13 protein-coding genes are annotated in these 16710 nt (G+C 70.0%); 6 read left to right on the top strand and 7 right to left on the bottom strand.

Features of this window, described 5'->3' with window-relative positions; translation table 11 throughout:
* Positions 1 to 461 precede the first annotated feature (461 nt).
* Entirely contained in the window at positions 462 to 719 is a 258-nt protein-coding gene (locus Q4V64_RS27045; RefSeq protein WP_124438680.1) for a hypothetical protein, read from the top strand.
* Between the two features lie 7 nt (positions 720 to 726).
* Here the strand turns inward: Q4V64_RS27045 and Q4V64_RS27050 are convergent, their stop codons facing one another.
* The gene (locus Q4V64_RS27050) at positions 727 to 1899 is read right to left on the bottom strand and encodes an epoxide hydrolase family protein (RefSeq protein WP_124438681.1); all 1173 of its coding nucleotides are present in this window, start codon (positions 1897 to 1899) and stop codon (positions 727 to 729) included.
* Between the two features lie 103 nt (positions 1900 to 2002).
* Between Q4V64_RS27050 and Q4V64_RS27055 the strand changes: the two genes are divergently transcribed.
* A complete protein-coding gene (locus Q4V64_RS27055) occupies positions 2003 to 2563 on the top strand; it encodes a CGNR zinc finger domain-containing protein (protein WP_124438682.1) in 561 nt (186 codons plus the stop codon).
* A 43-nt stretch (positions 2564 to 2606) separates the two neighbouring features.
* On the opposite strand, the gene rutA is transcribed toward Q4V64_RS27055, so the two are convergent.
* Positions 2607 to 3689 carry a pyrimidine utilization protein A gene (gene rutA / locus Q4V64_RS27060; protein WP_124438683.1) on the bottom strand — a complete coding sequence of 361 codons (1083 nt, stop codon included), beginning with the start codon at positions 3687 to 3689 and terminating at the stop codon, positions 2607 to 2609.
* Between the two features lie 116 nt (positions 3690 to 3805).
* On the opposite strand from rutA, the gene Q4V64_RS27065 reads away from it, so the two are divergent.
* Positions 3806 to 6769: a SpoIIE family protein phosphatase gene (locus tag Q4V64_RS27065; protein ID WP_124438684.1), complete on the top strand. Its 2964-nt coding sequence runs from the start codon at positions 3806 to 3808 to the stop codon at positions 6767 to 6769.
* 227 nt (positions 6770 to 6996) lie between these two features.
* Here Q4V64_RS27065 and Q4V64_RS27070 read toward each other — a convergent pair whose 3' ends face one another.
* Positions 6997 to 7488, bottom strand: coding sequence for a DUF5990 family protein (locus tag Q4V64_RS27070; RefSeq protein WP_124438685.1), 492 nt, complete (start codon positions 7486 to 7488; stop codon positions 6997 to 6999).
* 28 nt (positions 7489 to 7516) lie between these two features.
* Positions 7517 to 8869 carry a helix-turn-helix transcriptional regulator gene (locus tag Q4V64_RS27075; RefSeq protein WP_124438686.1) on the bottom strand — a complete coding sequence of 451 codons (1353 nt, stop codon included), beginning with the start codon at positions 8867 to 8869 and terminating at the stop codon, positions 7517 to 7519.
* Positions 8870 to 9082: 213 nt separating this feature from the next.
* Between Q4V64_RS27075 and Q4V64_RS27080 the strand changes: the two genes are divergently transcribed.
* Together Q4V64_RS27080 and Q4V64_RS27085 are read left to right on the top strand one after the other, a co-directional pair.
* Positions 9083 to 9880: a DUF4232 domain-containing protein gene (locus Q4V64_RS27080; protein WP_124438687.1), complete on the top strand. Its 798-nt coding sequence runs from the start codon at positions 9083 to 9085 to the stop codon at positions 9878 to 9880.
* Positions 9881 to 10848: 968 nt separating this feature from the next.
* Entirely contained in the window at positions 10849 to 11043 is a 195-nt protein-coding gene (locus Q4V64_RS27085; RefSeq protein WP_124440039.1) for a hypothetical protein, read from the top strand.
* Between the two features lie 25 nt (positions 11044 to 11068).
* Here the strand turns inward: Q4V64_RS27085 and Q4V64_RS27090 are convergent, their stop codons facing one another.
* The gene (locus Q4V64_RS27090) at positions 11069 to 13207 is read right to left on the bottom strand and encodes a PQQ-binding-like beta-propeller repeat protein (protein WP_253266942.1); all 2139 of its coding nucleotides are present in this window, start codon (positions 13205 to 13207) and stop codon (positions 11069 to 11071) included.
* A 469-nt stretch (positions 13208 to 13676) separates the two neighbouring features.
* On the opposite strand from Q4V64_RS27090, the gene Q4V64_RS27095 reads away from it, so the two are divergent.
* On the top strand, positions 13677 to 14516 hold the full coding sequence (locus Q4V64_RS27095) for a hypothetical protein (protein WP_253266941.1): 840 nt from the start codon (positions 13677 to 13679) through the stop codon (positions 14514 to 14516).
* 38 nt (positions 14517 to 14554) lie between these two features.
* Here the strand turns inward: Q4V64_RS27095 and Q4V64_RS27100 are convergent, their stop codons facing one another.
* Both Q4V64_RS27100 and Q4V64_RS27105 read right to left on the bottom strand, forming a co-directional pair.
* Positions 14555 to 15685 (bottom strand): substrate-binding domain-containing protein, encoded by a 1131-nt coding sequence (locus tag Q4V64_RS27100; RefSeq protein ID WP_124440035.1) that lies wholly within the window; start codon positions 15683 to 15685, stop codon positions 14555 to 14557.
* Positions 15686 to 15807: 122 nt separating this feature from the next.
* Positions 15808 to 16707, bottom strand: a complete 900-nt coding sequence (locus Q4V64_RS27105; RefSeq protein ID WP_124440034.1) for a LysR family transcriptional regulator — start codon at positions 16705 to 16707, stop codon at positions 15808 to 15810.
* Between the last annotated feature and the right edge of the window lie 3 nt (positions 16708 to 16710).

Raw genomic sequence — 16710 nt, forward strand, 5'->3', positions numbered from 1 at the left:
GCCCTGGCCCTGGCCCTGGCCTGGCCCCGCCCGGCCCTGGCCTGGCCCCGCCCGGCCCCGGCCTGGCCCCCGCCCGGCCCCGCCCCCGCCCGGCCCCGCCCCGGGACTGGCCCCGCCCCGGGACTGGCCCCGCCCCGGGACTGGCCCCGCCCCGGGACCGGTCCCGGGCACGACCCGCCAGGATGAGGTCGGCAAGGAGCCGTCGGTTCTCACTCAGGAGTGGAGACATGCGCCGGAAGTCTTCCGCGCGACGCTCAGGCCTTCCCGTCGTAGCCGCCCCCATCGTGGCGTTGCTGCTCGCGGGATGTGGGAACGACGGTCCGGGCAAAGCTTCCCCGGACGAACCGAGCGGGGGCGGGACGTCGGCGAGCGTGGCCGAGAGCCCGGCCGTTGCCGACACCGCTTCGCCCCGGTCCCCGGCCGACAGCCTCCCGGCAGACCCCGCCCCGGACACGGGCTCCATGGTTGATGAGGCCTTTGACGCAGCGCGCATCGCCGCGCTCCAGAGCGCCTTGCGCTATGTCGACCCTGCCCTCGGCGCACCCGAGGACATCGCCAAAGCCGATGCGCAGTGCGTCGACCTCCGGCGGAACGTCGCCGATCCGGACCAGGTCGCCGCTCAGCGGTTCAGCACAGCGAACCACCGGGTGACAAAAGCCGACGGCAAGCGGATCAACACAATCCTGAGCAACACTTACTGCCGCCAAGGGGGTTCGTGAGCCGCGTTCACCGATCAGCGGCCAGCACTGCGGCGAGGCCCTCTTGCAGATCTTTGACGAAATACTCGGGAACCTCCAGCGACGGGAAATGGCCCCCGATTTCAGGCATCCTCCATCGGACGATCTGTCGGTACCGCTCCTGCGCCCAGGGGCGCGGACACTTCTCGACGTCGCGGGGATACATAGTGAGTGCGGACGGGACGTCGACCCGAAGTTCGGGGTCCAGCGAGTTGTGGCTTTCGTAGTAGATGCGGGCCGCCGATGCGCCGGTCCGCGTCAGCCAATACAGGGTGACGTCGTCAAGAACGCGGTCTCTGGAAATCGTCTCGAACGGGCTGTCTTCGGTATCTGTCCACTCGGCGAACTTGTCAAGGATCCAGGCGAGAAGCCCGACCGGTGAGTCGACGAGCGAGTAGCCGATGGTCTGCGGTCGGGTCGCCTGCTGCTTCGCGTACGCCGCGCGGTTGCGCCAGAAATCGCGGGTTTCCTCGGTCCACTTGCGCTCGACCGCCGTCAGCCCGTCCGTTGTCAGCCCGGGCGGTCCCTCCGCGAACGTTGTGTGGATGCCGAGAACGTGCTCCGGGAACCTGCCGCCGAGGACCGTGGTGATATTTCCTCCCCAGTCGCCGCCGTGGGCTGCGAACTTGCTGTAGCCGAGCCTTCCCATCAGTTCCACCCAGGCGGCCGCGATCTTTTCGGTTCCCCACCCGGTGGTGGCCGGCTTGTCGCTGTAACCAAAGCCTGGTAGCGACGGGACCACGACGTGGAATGCCGGCGCGTCCGCATCTTTCGGATCTGCCATTTCGTCCACTACATCGATGAATCGAACAATGCTGTCCGGCCAGCCGTGCGTCAAGATCAGAGGAGTGGCATCCGCGCGCGCGGATCGGCGGTGCAGGAAGTGGATTCCCAGATCGTCAATGGTCGTGCGGAATTGGCCGATGCGGTTGAGACGCTCTTCGAACGACCGCCAGTCGTACCCGGTGCGCCAGTAGTTCACGACATCGACGAGGTCGGCGAGAGGAACGCCCTGTTCCCATCGGCGAGGGTCGGGCGCGGCGCGATGGACCGTCTCGGCCTCCGGTAGTCGCGCCGCGGCCAGTCGCGCGCGCAGATCGTCGAGGTCGGCGTCGGTTGCGTGGGCTTCAAAGGCTTGCACGTCGCTGGTTGGGCGGGGCATGAGACCTCCTGGCCGTCGTGGAACCGGCCACGATCCATCGCGAACCGGCTAAGACGGTTCTAGCAGTTCTCCGAGCCACGCGGCAACCGGCTAAGGTGGTTCCATGCGTGCTGCCTTCCCTGACTTCCGCCTCGGCAACGTGCTGGCGACCAGCTTCACGGGGACTCTGTCGGAGCGTCATGGCAACGCCGTGGAGCGCATTCCCACGCCGCAGCGACTCATCGACTGGCTGGCGGTGAACGGCCTCGCCGTGGACTCCTGCACGACCGCCCAGCTCGACCTCGCTCGGGAACTGAGGGAGTCGATCCACGCCGCCGCGACAGCGGCCGCGATCCAGGACGCTCTCCCTGCGTCTGCTGTCCAAGTCATCAATGACTGCAGCGCTCAGGGGCGGGCCGCGGCGATCCTGACGCCCGAGGGCAAGCGGCGATGGCGGCTCAGCTCGGCTTCCTGCGTGGAAGACGCCCTCGGCGTGATCGCCGCCGACGCGATCAGCATCATCGCAGGCGAACGAGACGGAAAATTGGCCTTGTGCGCATCACCGACCTGCCGAGCCGCCTTCTTCGACACCAGCCAAAGTCGCACCCGCAGATGGTGTGACATGAACACGTGCGGAAATCGTCAGAAGAAGGCGCGCTTCAATGCGAAGACCTCCGTGCGGTGAAGCCTCGACACCTCCACCACACCGGAGGTCCGACGCGGTGACCTCAGCCCGCCGTCGAGTGGCCCGACCTGGACCGCATCAGCGGCTGGATACGCGTGCCGAAGTTCTCGAGGCCTTCGAGGAAGTCGTCGAACACCAGCATGATGCCCTTGGTGCCGGACACCCCGGCGACCTCGTCGAGCATCCTCGCGACGGTCTCGTAGGACCCGACGAGAGTGCCCATGTTGAAGTTCACGGCGCCCTCGGGCAGTGAGATGGTCCTGGCCGTCGAGGAGTCGTCGGCGGTGTTGTCCGTGGCCGATTCCCCCGCCATGTAGGCCAGCGCCGAGAGATCGGCGTTGTCGTGGTAGTCCTTCCACTTCGCCCGGGCGGCCTCGTCGGTCTCGTCCGCGATGACCATGAACAGCGAGAGCGCTCCGACGTCGCGGCCGGTCTCCTTCGCCGCGTCCACGAGCGTGGCCGTGGAGTCCGAGAGCGCCAGCGGGGTGTTGACGCCGCTGCCCAGGATGAAGCTGTAGTCGGCGTGCTCGGCGGCGAACCTCATGCCGGTGTTGCTCTGTCCGGCGGCGACGATGTCGATGTGCCCGTTCGCCGGCCGGGGAGACAGCACGCAGTCGTCCATCTCGTAGAACTCGCCCTTGAAGTCACTGACACCCTCGCTCCACAACTCCTTCATCACGGTGACGTACTCGGCGGCACGGGCGTAGCGGTTGCCGAAGTGCTCGTCCCCGGGCCACAGGCCCATCTGGGAGTACTCGCCGGGCGCCCAGCCGGTGACGATGTTGACGCCGAACCGGCCGGGGGCGATCGAGTCGACCGTCACGGCCATGCGCGCGACGATCGCAGGCGGCAGCGCGAGGATCGGCGTGGAGGCGTACAGCTTGATCCGGTCCGTCGCGGCGGCCAGGCCCGCCATCAGCGTGAACGACTCCAGGTTGTGGTCCCAGAACTCGGTCTCACCGCCGAACCCCCTGAGTTTGATCATCGACAGGGCGAAGTCGAGCCCGTGCTCCTCGGCCTTGCGTACGACGGCCTTGTTCAGCTCGAACGTGGGCATGTATTGCGGAGAACTCTTCGATATGAGCCATCCGTTGTTGCCGATGGGGATGAAGACACCGATATCCATGCCGCCAGGCTGCCCGGGGGCAGGCGCGTTGATGCTCTGTGGGACAGCCCGGGGACAACCGTGAGAGTCCTGCGAAGCAAGGTTTCGAACGAGATGAGAACGATAAGGTCCGCGGCATGAACGCACGGTTGGCTTTGCTGAGCACAGTGGTCCCCGGTGTCACGGAAAGCGAAGTCTTCCGGCTGGCCCTCCAGCATGCGGTGGGCGAGTTGGGCGCCTTGGGAGGAACGGTTCACCTCCGTGGCCCCATGTCGGCGTTGCGTCTGGTGTCGGCGGCCGGGCTCCCTCCCGCCCTCACCCGCCCTTGGGAGATCCTCGACCAGGAAGGCCCGCTGGCCCCGGCCCGTGCCCTGCATCACGGCAGTGGCGTATGGGTGCCGCTGGAACCCACCGATCCCGCCGACCGTCCCGATCCCGCCGACCGTCCCGATCCCGCCGCACCTCCGGCGGAAGCGGCGGAAGCGGCGGACGCCAGATGGCCCGGCACCGGCCTGGCCGCCTTACCGGTATTCAGCGGGGACCGCAGCATCGGCGCGCTCACCCTCCTGATGGGCGACGGCGGCGAGCCCACCGAGCAGCAGTGGGACTTCCTGCGGGCCCTCGTCGCCTGGACCGAGGAGCGCATGGTGCAGGCTCCGCCGCCCTCCGGGCCGTCGCACACGGAACTGGGCGGTGAGCGCCTGCGGCAGGCGCTGAAGGAGGTCAGCGTCGGCTCGTGGGACTGGAACATCCAGACCGGCGACCTGATGTGGGACGAGGCGGCCCTGGAGCTCTACGGCACCAGGACGGCCGACTTCACCGGAAAGATCGAGAACTGGATGCGGATCGTCCACCCCGACGACCTGGCGCCGACGCTGGCCGCCGCGCAGCGGGCGATACGGGAGCACGGCGTGTACGAGGCCGAGTACCGCGTGCGCAAACTGGACGGAACCTGGGGCTGGACCCAGGCCCGCGGCAGGGCGACGTACGACGAACAGGGCGAAGCCCACCGGATGATCGGCGTGGGGTGGGACAGCAACGAGCCCCGTACCGCCCGTGACGCGCTCAGCCGGGCCCTGCGCCACATGAGCGACGGCTTCCTGGCGGTGGACGACGACTGGCGGATCACCTTCGCCAACCTGGAGGCGGAACGCACGCTCGGCTTCTCCGAGGAGGAGTTGTTCGGGCGCACCCTGTGGGAGCTGCCCTCCGCACAGCAGGTCCCCGGCCTGGAGAGCCGCTGCCGACGGGCCGCGGCCGAGGAGAAGCCCGCCGGCTTCGACGTACACATGCCGGACACCGGGCGCCGCTACCACCTGCGGCTCGTCCCGGGACCCGACGGCCGCACCCTCTACTTCACCGACGTCACCGAGCCGCGGCGCCTCGCGGAGGAGCACCGGGCCGCCGAACGCGCCGCATCCGAACGAGCGGCCCGGATCGCGGAGCTGACCACGGCACTCGCCAAGGCGACGACCTCGCAGGACGTGGTGGACGCGGTCGCCCGACGGGTGCTGCCGCCGTTCGCCGCCACCGGGCTGGTGGTGCAGGTGCGCGAGGGCGACCGGCTGCACGACGTCGGATCCGCCGGCTACCCGGACGACTTCCTCGACCGGCTCGGCAGCCGCGAGCGGATGCGGCCCAGCCCGCTGTGGGACACGATCCTGGCCGGCACACCGCTGTTCCTGTCCTCCCCGCAGGAATTCGCCGCGCGTTACCCCGGACGGGCCGACCTGCCCGGCCACGCCGGCAAACAGGCCTGGGCGTTTCTGCCGCTGACCGCGTCCGGGCACACGTTCGGGGTCTGCGCGGTCTCCTTCGACCGCCCGCGCCGCCTCACCGACGAGGAGCGCACCCTCCTCACCACGATCAGCGCCCTCGTCGCGCAGGCACTGGAGCGGGCCCGGCTCTACGACGCCGAACACACCCGTTCCCGCGAACTCCAGCGCAGTCTGCTTCCCCGGGGGCTGCCCGACCTGCCCGCGTGCGAGGCCGCCGCCCGCTACCTCCCCGCCGGTCAGGGCATGGACGTGGGCGGCGACTGGTACGACATCATCCCGCTCTCCAGCGGCCAGGTCGCCCTCGTCGTCGGCGACGTGATGGGCCACGGCCTGCCCGAGGCGGCCACCATGGGCCGCCTGCGCACGGCCGTCCACACCCTGGCCGACCTGGAACTGCCCCCCGACGAGATCATGAGCCACCTCAACGACATCGTCGGCGGCATGGGCGAGGAGTCGTACGTGACCTGCCTGTACGCGCTCTACGACTCCACCACCCAGGTCTGCTCCATCGCCCGCGCCGGGCACCCGCCCCCGGCCCTGGTCCACCCCGACGGCACGGTCCACTTCCCGGACCTGGCCGTGGACCCGCCCCTGGGCGCGGCGGAGCCGCCCTTCGAGACGGTCGAACTGCCGGTCCCCGAGGGAAGCCTGCTCGTGCTCTACACCGACGGCCTGGTCGAGTCGGCCAAGCGTGAGATGGACGAGGGCATGGCGGACCTGGCCCGGCTCCTGCGTACCGCCCATGAGGACGGCACCGGAGCGGACCTGGAACGCCTCTGCGACACCCTGACGGCCGGCCTGCTTCCCGCCGAGCACCAGGCGGCCGACGACGCCGCGTTCCTCGTCGCCCGCCTGCACGCCCTGACCGGCGACAGTATGGCCTCCTGGCCGCTGCCCCAGGACCCGAAGGCGGCCCGCCAGGCCCGCCGCCACGTCCGCGAGCAACTCTCCGCCTGGGGCCTGGACGACCTGACACCCACCACGGAACTCCTGGCCAGCGAGCTGGTGGGCAACGTCGTACGCCATGCCAAGGGCCCGGTCAGCCTGCGTCTGCTGCACGGCCGCGAACTGGTCTGCGAGGTCTTCGACGGCAGCCTCACGATGCCCCGCATCCGCCGCGCCACGGACACCGATGAGGGAGGCCGCGGCCTGCAACTGATCACGGCACTCTCGCAACGCTGGGGCACGCGCTACACGGCGAAGGGAAAATGCATCTGGACCGAGCAGGCACTCCTCGGCCCGGACAGCCGCAAGGATCAGGCGTCCGATGTCTTGGAGCTGGTGTTCCTGAACGGGGAGGATTTCGACGTGGACCTGGACTGAGCGGTGTTCTCCTAGGGCCTGTGTCGAAAGTGGCGCCTGCCGGGCGGCGCCCGGCACGCTCCCCCACTGCCTTAAGGGCGTGGGAGGTGCCCCCACTCGCCGCACCGGGCGAAAGCCCAAGTACATCCGGTCCATCGACGGGGCCTTCCGCCCGGCACGCCGAGAGCACGCACCGGACGCCGCCCGGCCCGCCCTTCGGGCGGACGACGCCACTTTCGACACAGGCCCTAGCCCGCGGGTTCGGCGGTCCAGGTGATGCGCGGGGGCTCGACCCGTGCGCACAGGGGATTGCCGTCGTGGTCGGTCAGGCCGAGGCGTCCGACCAGCAGGCCGTCGCGTGCGGCGGCGGCGAGGGTGTCGGCGGGGACGGCGTCGAGCATGAGCTTGGCGCGGCGGAACATGGTGAAGCGGCCCTGTTCGTCGACCGTGCCCCACGACAGGTAGATGAACCGGCGGCCCAGACGGTCCTGCACGTACGGGCCTTTGACGTCGATACCGGTCGGCGAGGCGGTCGCTGTGCACTCCAGGGTCCACGTCGCGGACGCGGCGTCGCCGGGCTGCGGGTCGAGGAGTTCGGCCGGACGGTCACGGCGTTGCACGGCGACATGGATGTCGGCGTACGCGGGGGCGTCGTCGTCGGCAGAGGCACGGCAGGTGCGGCCGGGCAGGTCGACGGCGTCGATACGGATGTGCAGACCGGTGTCCATACCGGCCATCATCCGCTGCCTGCGCCCGCCCGCCGGCCGCTCAGCCGGGAATGTCGGGGTACGACTCGTCCCGCCCCCACTCGGAGGCACCGAGCGGATAGGTGTACGCGGGCCGCCCCGCGTTCCCGCTCGTCCGGAACGGCTTGCCGTTGTCGTCGACGCGTACGGTGCCCTTCTGGTCGCCGCTGGACCACTCCAGCTCCAGGTACCAGCTCACGTTGTGCGCCCGCGCGTCCGCGAAGACGTAGAAGACTTCGGGATCGGACTCGCTCACCTTGTACGGGAAGTCGCGCTGACCGGCCTTGGGGGAGACCACGGGCCGCCCGGCATCGAGATCCACACCGAACGCCGTCGTCTCCACGCCGCCACCGCATCCGACGCCCATCACGAAGTCGTTCCAGTCGAGCGGCGCGCTCTTCTCCACCACCCGCACATGGAGTTCGTCCAGGACGACGGTGGCCTTCCCGGTGCCCTGCACGTTCAGCGCGAGCATCTGCTGCCCGCCGGCGACCCCGCCGAACGCGGTGACCCACCCGCGCGCGTCGGGTTCACTCGGCGGCGGAGGCACCTCCTCGGGCCTCCGGTCGAGCAGGTAGTGCTGGCTGCACGGCCCGTCCCACTTGTACGGGTCGACGACGACTTTGGGCGCGGAGGCCCCGTCTTCGGCACCGCCGCCCTGGGCCGCCCCGGCCCCGGTGCCGCCGCTCCGGGAGGCGGAGGCGGACGGGGGAACCGTAGGACCGCCGCTGCGCGAGGCGGACGGCGAGGCCGACCTGTCCTTCGCGCCGGTCGGCTCGGAGGCGTCGGGACTTTCGTCGACCGACGGGGAGGCGGCCCCCACGGACTGCTTCCCGCTCTGGTCGTCATCGCCCTCGCCGGGCACGAGATTCACCACGAGAGCGGCCGCTACGAGGGCGGCGGCCACGGTGGTCCCGGCGAGAACGAAGGTACGCTGCCGCCGCGCCACGGGAGCCTCCGGCAGGGGGCGCCGCTCGATCTCAGTAACGGGATCGGGATCGGCCGCCGTATCGGGCTCCGTCGCCCCGGTGTTCAGGTTCGCCCTGGTGTTGGCGTTCGCTCCGGTCCCGGCCTGCTTCTCCGCCGTCCGCGCCTGCGGTTCCTCCTCCGCGGGAGCGGCACCGCCCGCCTTCTGCCTGCGCCGGGCGTCCGCGAGAACCCACAGCCGATGCAGCTCCACCAGTTCCCCGGGCGTCGCCTTGCACACCCGCGCGAACCGCTCCACGGGCGCGTAGTCCGTCGGTACTGCGTCCCCGTTGACGTACCGGTGAAGCGTGGACGTACTCGTGTGCAGCCGCTTCCCGAGCACCCCGTAACTGAGCCCGGACCGGTCCTTCAACCGGCCCAACATCTCCGAGAACTCGTCCCCCGCCACCGTTCCTCCCTCTCCCCACGTCCCGTTCCCCCGTTCCAGGGGGAGGTCGTTCCCCCAGGTCAGAGCTAGTGCGAGCGTTCCAGCGTTCCGGATACCCCGGCAGTCGTGGCGGCCGGGACGGATCACCGCACAAGCTTGGGCCATCCAAGCACGCCGCTCCCGGCACCCGGTCGAGCGGCCCATGCAACACCCGTACCTCAACAGGGGGATTTCATGTCCACACGCACCAACCGCACCCGCATGCTCGTCGCCGCCGCGTTCGCGGCCGCCACGCTGACGTTGACGGCGTGCGGCAGCGGAGAGGGCGTCAAGGACGAGGGGGCACCGGTGGGATCCGCGTCCACGTCGACGCCCACGGCCGCCACCAAGCCTTCCGGCCCTGCGCAGAAGGCGAGCGGGGGAACGTCCACCGGAGCGGGTCAGGCCGACCCGGCGAGCTCGACCTCCGAAGGCGCGGCGGGCGGCGCGGCCGGTTCGAGCGGCACGACGGGTTCCAGGGGTTCGTCGGGTTCCACGGGGGCCTCGGGGTCCACAGGAACCTCCGGAACCTCCGACTCCACGGGCGTTTCGGGCTCCACCGGCTCGAAGGACTCGGCGTCCGCCTCCATCCGCTGCTCCAGCGCCTCCACCCGGATGGCCGCGGCGGTGGTCTCGCGCCCCCTGAACCACCTTCTCCTCACCATCACCAACACCGGCTCGAAGAACTGTGACCTCACCGGCTACCCGGCCGTCCGGTTCGACGGGGCCCAGTCCGTCCCGCCGGCCTTCGAGGACTCCAAGCCGCAGGCTGTGGTCACGCTGGCCCCTGGCGAGTCGGGCTATGCGAGCGTCCTTCTCTCGGCCGCGGACGGCAGCGGCTCGGGCGGCCGCACGGCCAAGTCCCTCGCGGTCTTCTTCGGCGGGGGCGCGAGCGTCGCCCGCCCGTCGCTCCCCGCGCAGGGCGTGTACGTCGACGACTCGATCGGCGTCTCGTACTGGCAGTCGACCATGGCGGACGCCCTCGCCTGGTGACCCACACCTGACAGCAAGCACCCACCAGGGCCCGGGTCGATGACCCGGGCCTTCGGACATCAGCCCAAGCCCAAGCGGCGATTTTCGAGCGGGTGGGCCATGGGCGGCGACGAAACCGGATCCTGGTGCTTCCCGGGCCACCGATTCTCCGGCGCCGGTGTGCATGGGTTCTTCTTTCTTCGGGCATTCCAAGCGGGATGAGCCGGAGAAGGGGGGCGCTTCGCCGTGGCATCGTTCGCCGTCTCGGTCTACGAGGTACGCGCGACACGGCAGCACAACCGCCACTCGGTGCGGCCCATACTCCAGTTGCAACGAAGGATGTCCAAGGGGCCAAAAGCGGGGATCAGGGTCGTGCGCAGTGCTCCTGATGGCCTGTGGTTCCTTGGTGCGACTGGGTATCACGGGGTGGTGCTCAATGTGGTGGGATCAGCCTTTTATGGCACTTTCCGGTGATTGTTCATCGTGAGGTGCGGGAGCGTGATGGTGCGTTCGGTAGCGTGCGGGTCACTGCGAGGCCGGTGAGAGCAGCAGTCACGGTTCCGGTCTCCTTGAGAATCCGCCCCGTGCCCAGGAAAGCGACGCGGGGTCCCCGCCCCGCCCGGGTCCACACCGGGCGGAAAGCGTCCGGCGGGGCGGATACCGCAGCCTCCGAATCGCCGCAGCCGGCGGCGCCACAGGCGGCAGGTACCGCACACGATGAGCACCCGCACCGCACCCGGCGGCGACGGCCCACGGTCCCACGGCAGGCGTCCAAACCCCGCCCAGCACGACGGACCACTTCCCGGCATCCAGGAAAACCCAGGATCGCCCAGGGAACCTCAGCTCATCAGCGACGCTCATCAACGCCGGTCTCGGCCCGGCCGTCGTCGTCAGCACATCCCTGACGGTCGACGGCGAAGTGATCGGCGTGTGGAACAAGGCCGGCGCGGACAGGGCGCGTGAAGGCCTCGTCGTATGGGCCCTACGCAGTGACGTTCAGCGAGTCGCAGACCCTCGCCACCGACTATGAGGAGTTCTTGCTGAGCGTGGACCCGTACGAGCCACAGACTCATGCTGAGTTCATAGACCTGATAACTCGGCGCCTGCACCTGGAGATCCGCTACGAGTCCCTCTACGGCGGGGAGAACTATCACGTGACCCTGCGCCCCCGCACAGAGGGCTGACGGGCCGCCGAGCGCAAGCCCTTGGCTAGACCTTGAGGTCCAGGGCGGTGATGCCCCGGGGGGTGTTGACGTAGAGGCGGGTGCCGTGGGCTGCCGGGGCCACCATGGACCCGGAGGTGTCGACCGGCACCGACCAGCGGCGCTTGCCGTCCAGTCCGACAGCATGGACGGCGCTGTCGGTCTGCACATAGATCGTCTCGCCGGCGACGGCCGTTCCCGGCAGCCACTCAGCGCCGCTCTCGTACGTCCATGCCTTGGAGCCGTCGGCCTCGATCGCTGTAAGGGTGCCCCCGATCTCGACGATCCCCAGCGAACCCGCCGCGACGCATCCTGACACCTCGCTCAGTTCCGCGCTGCTCCAGATCCTGTTGCCGTCCAGGTCGAAGCCGTGCAGCCGCGATTCGGTGCCCGAAGTGGTCACGAGGGTCTTCCCGCCGACCAATGCGGGGCTGTTGACGTCGGCCCCGGCGGGCACGGACCAGAGCACGGTTCCGTCGGCGGCGTCCAGGGCCACCAGGCGGTCGCCGTAGGTGCCCGCGTAGACCACGCCGTCGGCCACCAGCGGGTCGGTGGTGACTCCGGCGGGAGTCGTTCTGCGCCACTGCTCACTGCCGTCGTCCGAGTAGGCCCGGATCTCGCCCGCGTCGGAAGTCCCCGTCCCCACGACCACGCCGTCACCGGCGAGGACCGGCACGGAGGCGTACCCTTCGAGGTTCCTGCTCCACAGGAGCTGACCTTCGAGGTCCACCGCGCAGAGCAGGGACCGGGGGGTTTCCTCGTCTCCGCCCCACGTGGTGCAGAAGACAGCGTCCGAGGTGACGACCGGCGTCGACGCCCCTCCCCCTTGGAGCCGCACCCGCCACAGCTCCTCGCCCTCGCCGGAAACGGCGCGCACGGTGCCGCTGTCGACCGCCACGTACAGCACACCGCCGTCCGACGACACGCCCACACACGGCCCGCCCGCCGCATCCGGCTCCCCGCTCTCGTACCGCCAGGCCACCGTCGGCCGAGCAGCGGAACTGCCCTTCGGTGACGGCGACTTCGAGGCGCTGCCGCCGGGTGACCCGCCACCGGAGTCCCGTGTGAAGAGGAGGCCGCCGACACCGGCCCCCGAGGCCAGCAGGCCGCCCGAGGCGATCCCCAGGAGGCTGCGGCGTGATGGCCCCCGCTCGGTACCGCCGGGCGGCGTGGTCGGAACATCCGCCGCCGAAGGCTCACTGACCACCGTGGCCGGAGCGACATACTCGACGCGGCTGCGGTCCTCCCCGGAGTCCCGGTCGGGAAGCCACCGTTCGTCGCCCTCCGAACGGTCCGGGGCGAAGGCCAGCCACCCCGGGCGGGTGTTGTCCCGCAGTGAGCGGCCGGTGTGACCCGCGGCCTCGACCACGGCCCGCGGGGTGGGCCGTTCCTCCGGCTCGGCGCCCAGGCAGGACTCGACGAGCGGCAGCACCCGCTTCGGCACCCCGGTCAGATCGAAGTCCCGGGTCAGGATCCGCAGCAGGATCACTGAGTCCTGCCCTTCGCCGAAGGGCTCACGGCCACTGGAGGCGTACGCGAGGACCGCGCCCAGCGAGAAGACATCGCTGGCCGGCCCCACCTCGGCGCCGTTGCGGATCTGCTCCGGCGAGACGTAGCCGACCGAGCCGACGATGGTGCCGGTCCTGGTCAGCGAGGTCGCCTCCAGGGCCCGTACGATCCCGAAGTCGATCACGCGCGGGCCGTCCGGCGCGAGGAGGATGTTGGACGGCTTGAGGTCGCGGTGGACCATGCCCTTGCCGTGGATCGCGCCGAGGGCCTCGCCGAGCGCCGCGGCGAGGGTGAGAACCGCGTCCTCGGGGAGCGGGCCATGGTCCAACACCGCGTCCCGCAGGTTCGGCCCTTCGACGAACTCCGTCGCCATCCAAGGACGTTCGGCCTCGGTGTCGGCGTCGACGACGCGCGCGGTGTACGTACCGACTCCGCCGACCGTCTGTGCGGCCCGTACCTCCTGCCGGAAGCGGGCTCGGAACATACGGTCCTGGGCGTGCTCGGCGCGCACCACCTTGACGGCGAGCCGGAGCCCTGACCGTGACTCGGCCAGATACACCTTGCCCATGCCGCCGGCGCCGAGTCTGCCCACCACCTCGTACGGGCCGATCCGGTGCGGATCCGACTGCCGCAGCACGTCCACGACTCCCCCATCGCTTGATCGCCGACCGGCGGGACGGGGAGGATCGTACGACGTACTCCAGGGTCACATGCTCAGACCGCAGGGACGCAGCGGCCGTCCACCGTACGGTAGTTCCACTTCGCACCATCCCGTACGAGTTCGCGTACGGCCGTCCCGAACCGCTCGACATGCTCGTCGGGCGTGCCGCCCCGGTGACGCCGCGCCGGGCGAGCAGGCCGCGTAAGGTCTCGCGGCCCATGCCGGCAACTCCGAACGATCGGCACGCCCCCACCGACCGGGATCGGGGGTGATTGGCAGATCTGTTCCACCCTCGCGAAGGAAAACCCCAGGTGAGGTGGTCGTGCCGGTGGAACAGATCTGCCAATTACTGGGTGAGCGGCCGGGAGCATCCCGGCAGGTGCGTGCCTGTTCGGCTTCCCGCGTGCGTGTTTAGGCTGGTGGTCACCTAATGAGGAGATGCACCGTGTCCGTCCGCCCCAGCTTCCTGTTCGTGACCGATCTCGCCTACCAGGCCCGGGGACGGCGCTACTGCGACGAGGACATCTTCCTGACCTCCCGGCTGCGCGACACCTTCGACCTCGCCCTGTGCCACCCGCTGGACGCGGCGGCGCTGATGGACGCCTTCGACGCGGTCGTGGTCCGCAACAGCGGCCCCGTGCTGCGCTACCAGAAGGACTACGCCGCCTTCCGGGAGAAGGCTGCCGCCCAGGGCACCCTGGTCTACAACCCGCTGTCCGGGCGCGGCGACATGGCCGGCAAGCAGTACCTGCTGGATCTGACGACCGACGGGTACCCGGTCATCCCCACCATCGACCGGCCCCAGGACCTGCACCAGCTGCCCGAGGCCGAAGGCTACGCGGTCAAGCCGAAGGCCGGAGCGGACTCCATCGGCCTGACCTTCGTGCCCCAGGACCAGCTCAGCGACCTCTCCTACGGCGACATCCTGGTCCAGCCGCGCATCGACTTCCGCTACGAGGTGTCCTTCTACTACATCGACGACGCCTTCCAGTACGCCCTGTACGCCCCCGACATCGACCGGCGCTGGGTCCTTGAGCCCTACGAGCCCACCGATGCCGATCTCGCCTTCGCCCACCGCTTCATCGACTGGAACACCCTCGACCACGGCATCCAGCGCGTGGACGCCTGCCGCACCGGAGAAGGCGAACTGCTCCTGGTCGAGTTGGAGGACCTCAACCCCTACCTGTCCCTCGACCTGGTCTCCGACCGGACCCGCGACGACTTCGTGACCGGCATGACGGCCTCCCTCCACCGGTTCCTGGGCACGGCGCTGCTGTCGGAGTGAGGTTCCGGAGGTGATCGGGTGAGCGCAGGGCCACGTTGTCAGGGGGTGAGTCCGGCCTTCTCGCAAGCGGACTCGAACTTCGGCGTGCAGATCTGCGCGGTCGTGAACACGCCGTCCTTGATCACGGTGTCCTTGATGTTGTCGGCGGTCACGGGGATGGGGTCGAGCAGGACGGCGGGGATGTCCTTGGTGGTGGGCGTGTCGACCGTGGTCTCGGAGATGTCGTCCAGCTCTTCGCCGCGGCCCAGGGCGACGGCCATCTCCGCGGCCGCTTCGGCCTCGGCCTTGAAGGGCTTGTAGACGCTCATGTACTGCTCGCCGCTGAGGATGCGCTGCAGGGCCGCGAGGTCGGCGTCCTGGCCGGTGACGGGCGGCAGCGGCTGGATGCCGGCGGACCTGAGGGCGGAGATGACGCCGGAGGCGAGGGCGTCGTTGGCGGCGTAGACGCCGTCGATGTTGCCGGCGCCCAGGGCGGCGATGGCGCGGACCATGTTGGCGTTGGCGCTTTCCGGCTTCCAGCCCTGGACGTCGTACGACTTGCCGATCTTCACCTCGCCCTCGAGGACGGACAGCGCGCCCCTCTTGAAGGCCATCGTGGTGGGGGTGGTCTGGGGGCCGTTCATCATGACGATCTGGCCGCCGTCCGCCTTGTCGCCCATGGCCTTGAGGAGCGCCTCGCCCTGGAGCTTCCCGACCCGTTCGTTGTCGAAGGAGACGTAGCCCGAGATCGGGCCGTCGACGAGGCCGTCGTAGGCGACGACCTCGATGCCCGCGTCGTGTGCCGTCTCGACGGAGGAGTGGAGAGATCTGAAGTCCACGGCGCTGATGATCAGGACCTCGACCCCCTTGGTGATCAGGGTGTTCATCTGTTGTTGCTGGGTGGCCACGTCCCCCCGGGCGTTGGCGTACTCCACCGTGCAGTCGTCGCACAGCTCCTTGAGCTTCTTTTCGATCAGGGGCCTGTCGAACGTCTCCCAGCGAGCGATCTGGATCTGTGGGAGCAGCAGGCCGATCGTGAAACCGCCCTTGCGGGAGGCGTTCCCGCCCGCGCCGGCGGATTCGCCGTCCGTGCCGCAGGCGGCCAGGGACACCACAAGCGACACGACCAGCGACACCACCAGCGACACAGCGGTCGCGGCGGTGGCCGTACGACCCCGACGGGCACTCACTCGGGGACCTCCCTGGCTCATCCGAGGAACCCCCTGACCGTCCGCGACGGCCATTCACTGCCAGGATAGGTCGGGCGGTGCGGTGCGGCTCGCGGTGCGCAGGTCGGTGTGCGGCGGAGACGCTACTTCGCAGCCGGCTCCGGACCGTCCGGTACCCGACCGCACAGCTCCACGAACCGGACGGCCGCAGGTGACCGCTGCTCGCAGCGCCAGACCATCACCGCGCTGCGGACCAGCAGGGGTGTCGTGGGCAGGACGACCGCCCCTTGGCCGGCCGCGTCCACCGCGAGCCGGCGTGGCAGCAGGGCGGCGCCCGCGCCGGCCAGGACGAGCGGGACGATGGCGGCGCGGTGCGTGGTCTCGATCGCGATACGGGGCGACCTGCCGTCGATGGTCAGCGCGCGGTCGACGAGGGTACGCATGGCGGTGCCCTCCGGCGTCGAGATCAGCGGGAACCTCGCCAGTTCCTCGACGCTCACGGCCTCGGCGCCGTCCTGTCCGGAACCGGGCGGCAGCACGGCGAAGAAATGTTGGCCGGGCAGGCGCAGATGGTCCAGCCCTTCCAGGTCGACGGGGGATTCGGCAAGACCGATCTCGCACTCCCCGGTACGGACCATCCGGGTCACCGCGTCGTCGTGTTCCGGGTCGGCGACCCGTACGTCGACCAGCGGGTGCTTCTCGCGGAACCGGCCGATCAGGTCGGCGAGCGGGTCGACCGCGAGTGTCGTCAGCGCGACGATGTCGAGCCGTCCGCCGGCCAGCTCCACCACGCTCTCCACCGAGGCCCGTGCCGTGGCGAAGTCCCGGAGCACCTGCTGTGCCGGGCGGACCAGTGCCTCACCGGCCGCGGTGAGGCCGACGCCGCGGCCCAGCCGGTGGAACAGGGTGGTGCCGAGGTCCCGTTCCAGGGCCCGTATCGCCTGTGACAGGGAGGGCTGTGCGATCCGCAGTCGGCGGCTGGCGTTGGTGAACCCCCCGCTGCGTACGACCGCGAGGAAGTACTCCAGTTGGCGACGTTCCATTGA

Origin of the sequence: Streptomyces sp. NL15-2K (assembly GCF_030551255.1) — a bacterium.
Taxonomy (GTDB): domain Bacteria; phylum Actinomycetota; class Actinomycetes; order Streptomycetales; family Streptomycetaceae; genus Streptomyces.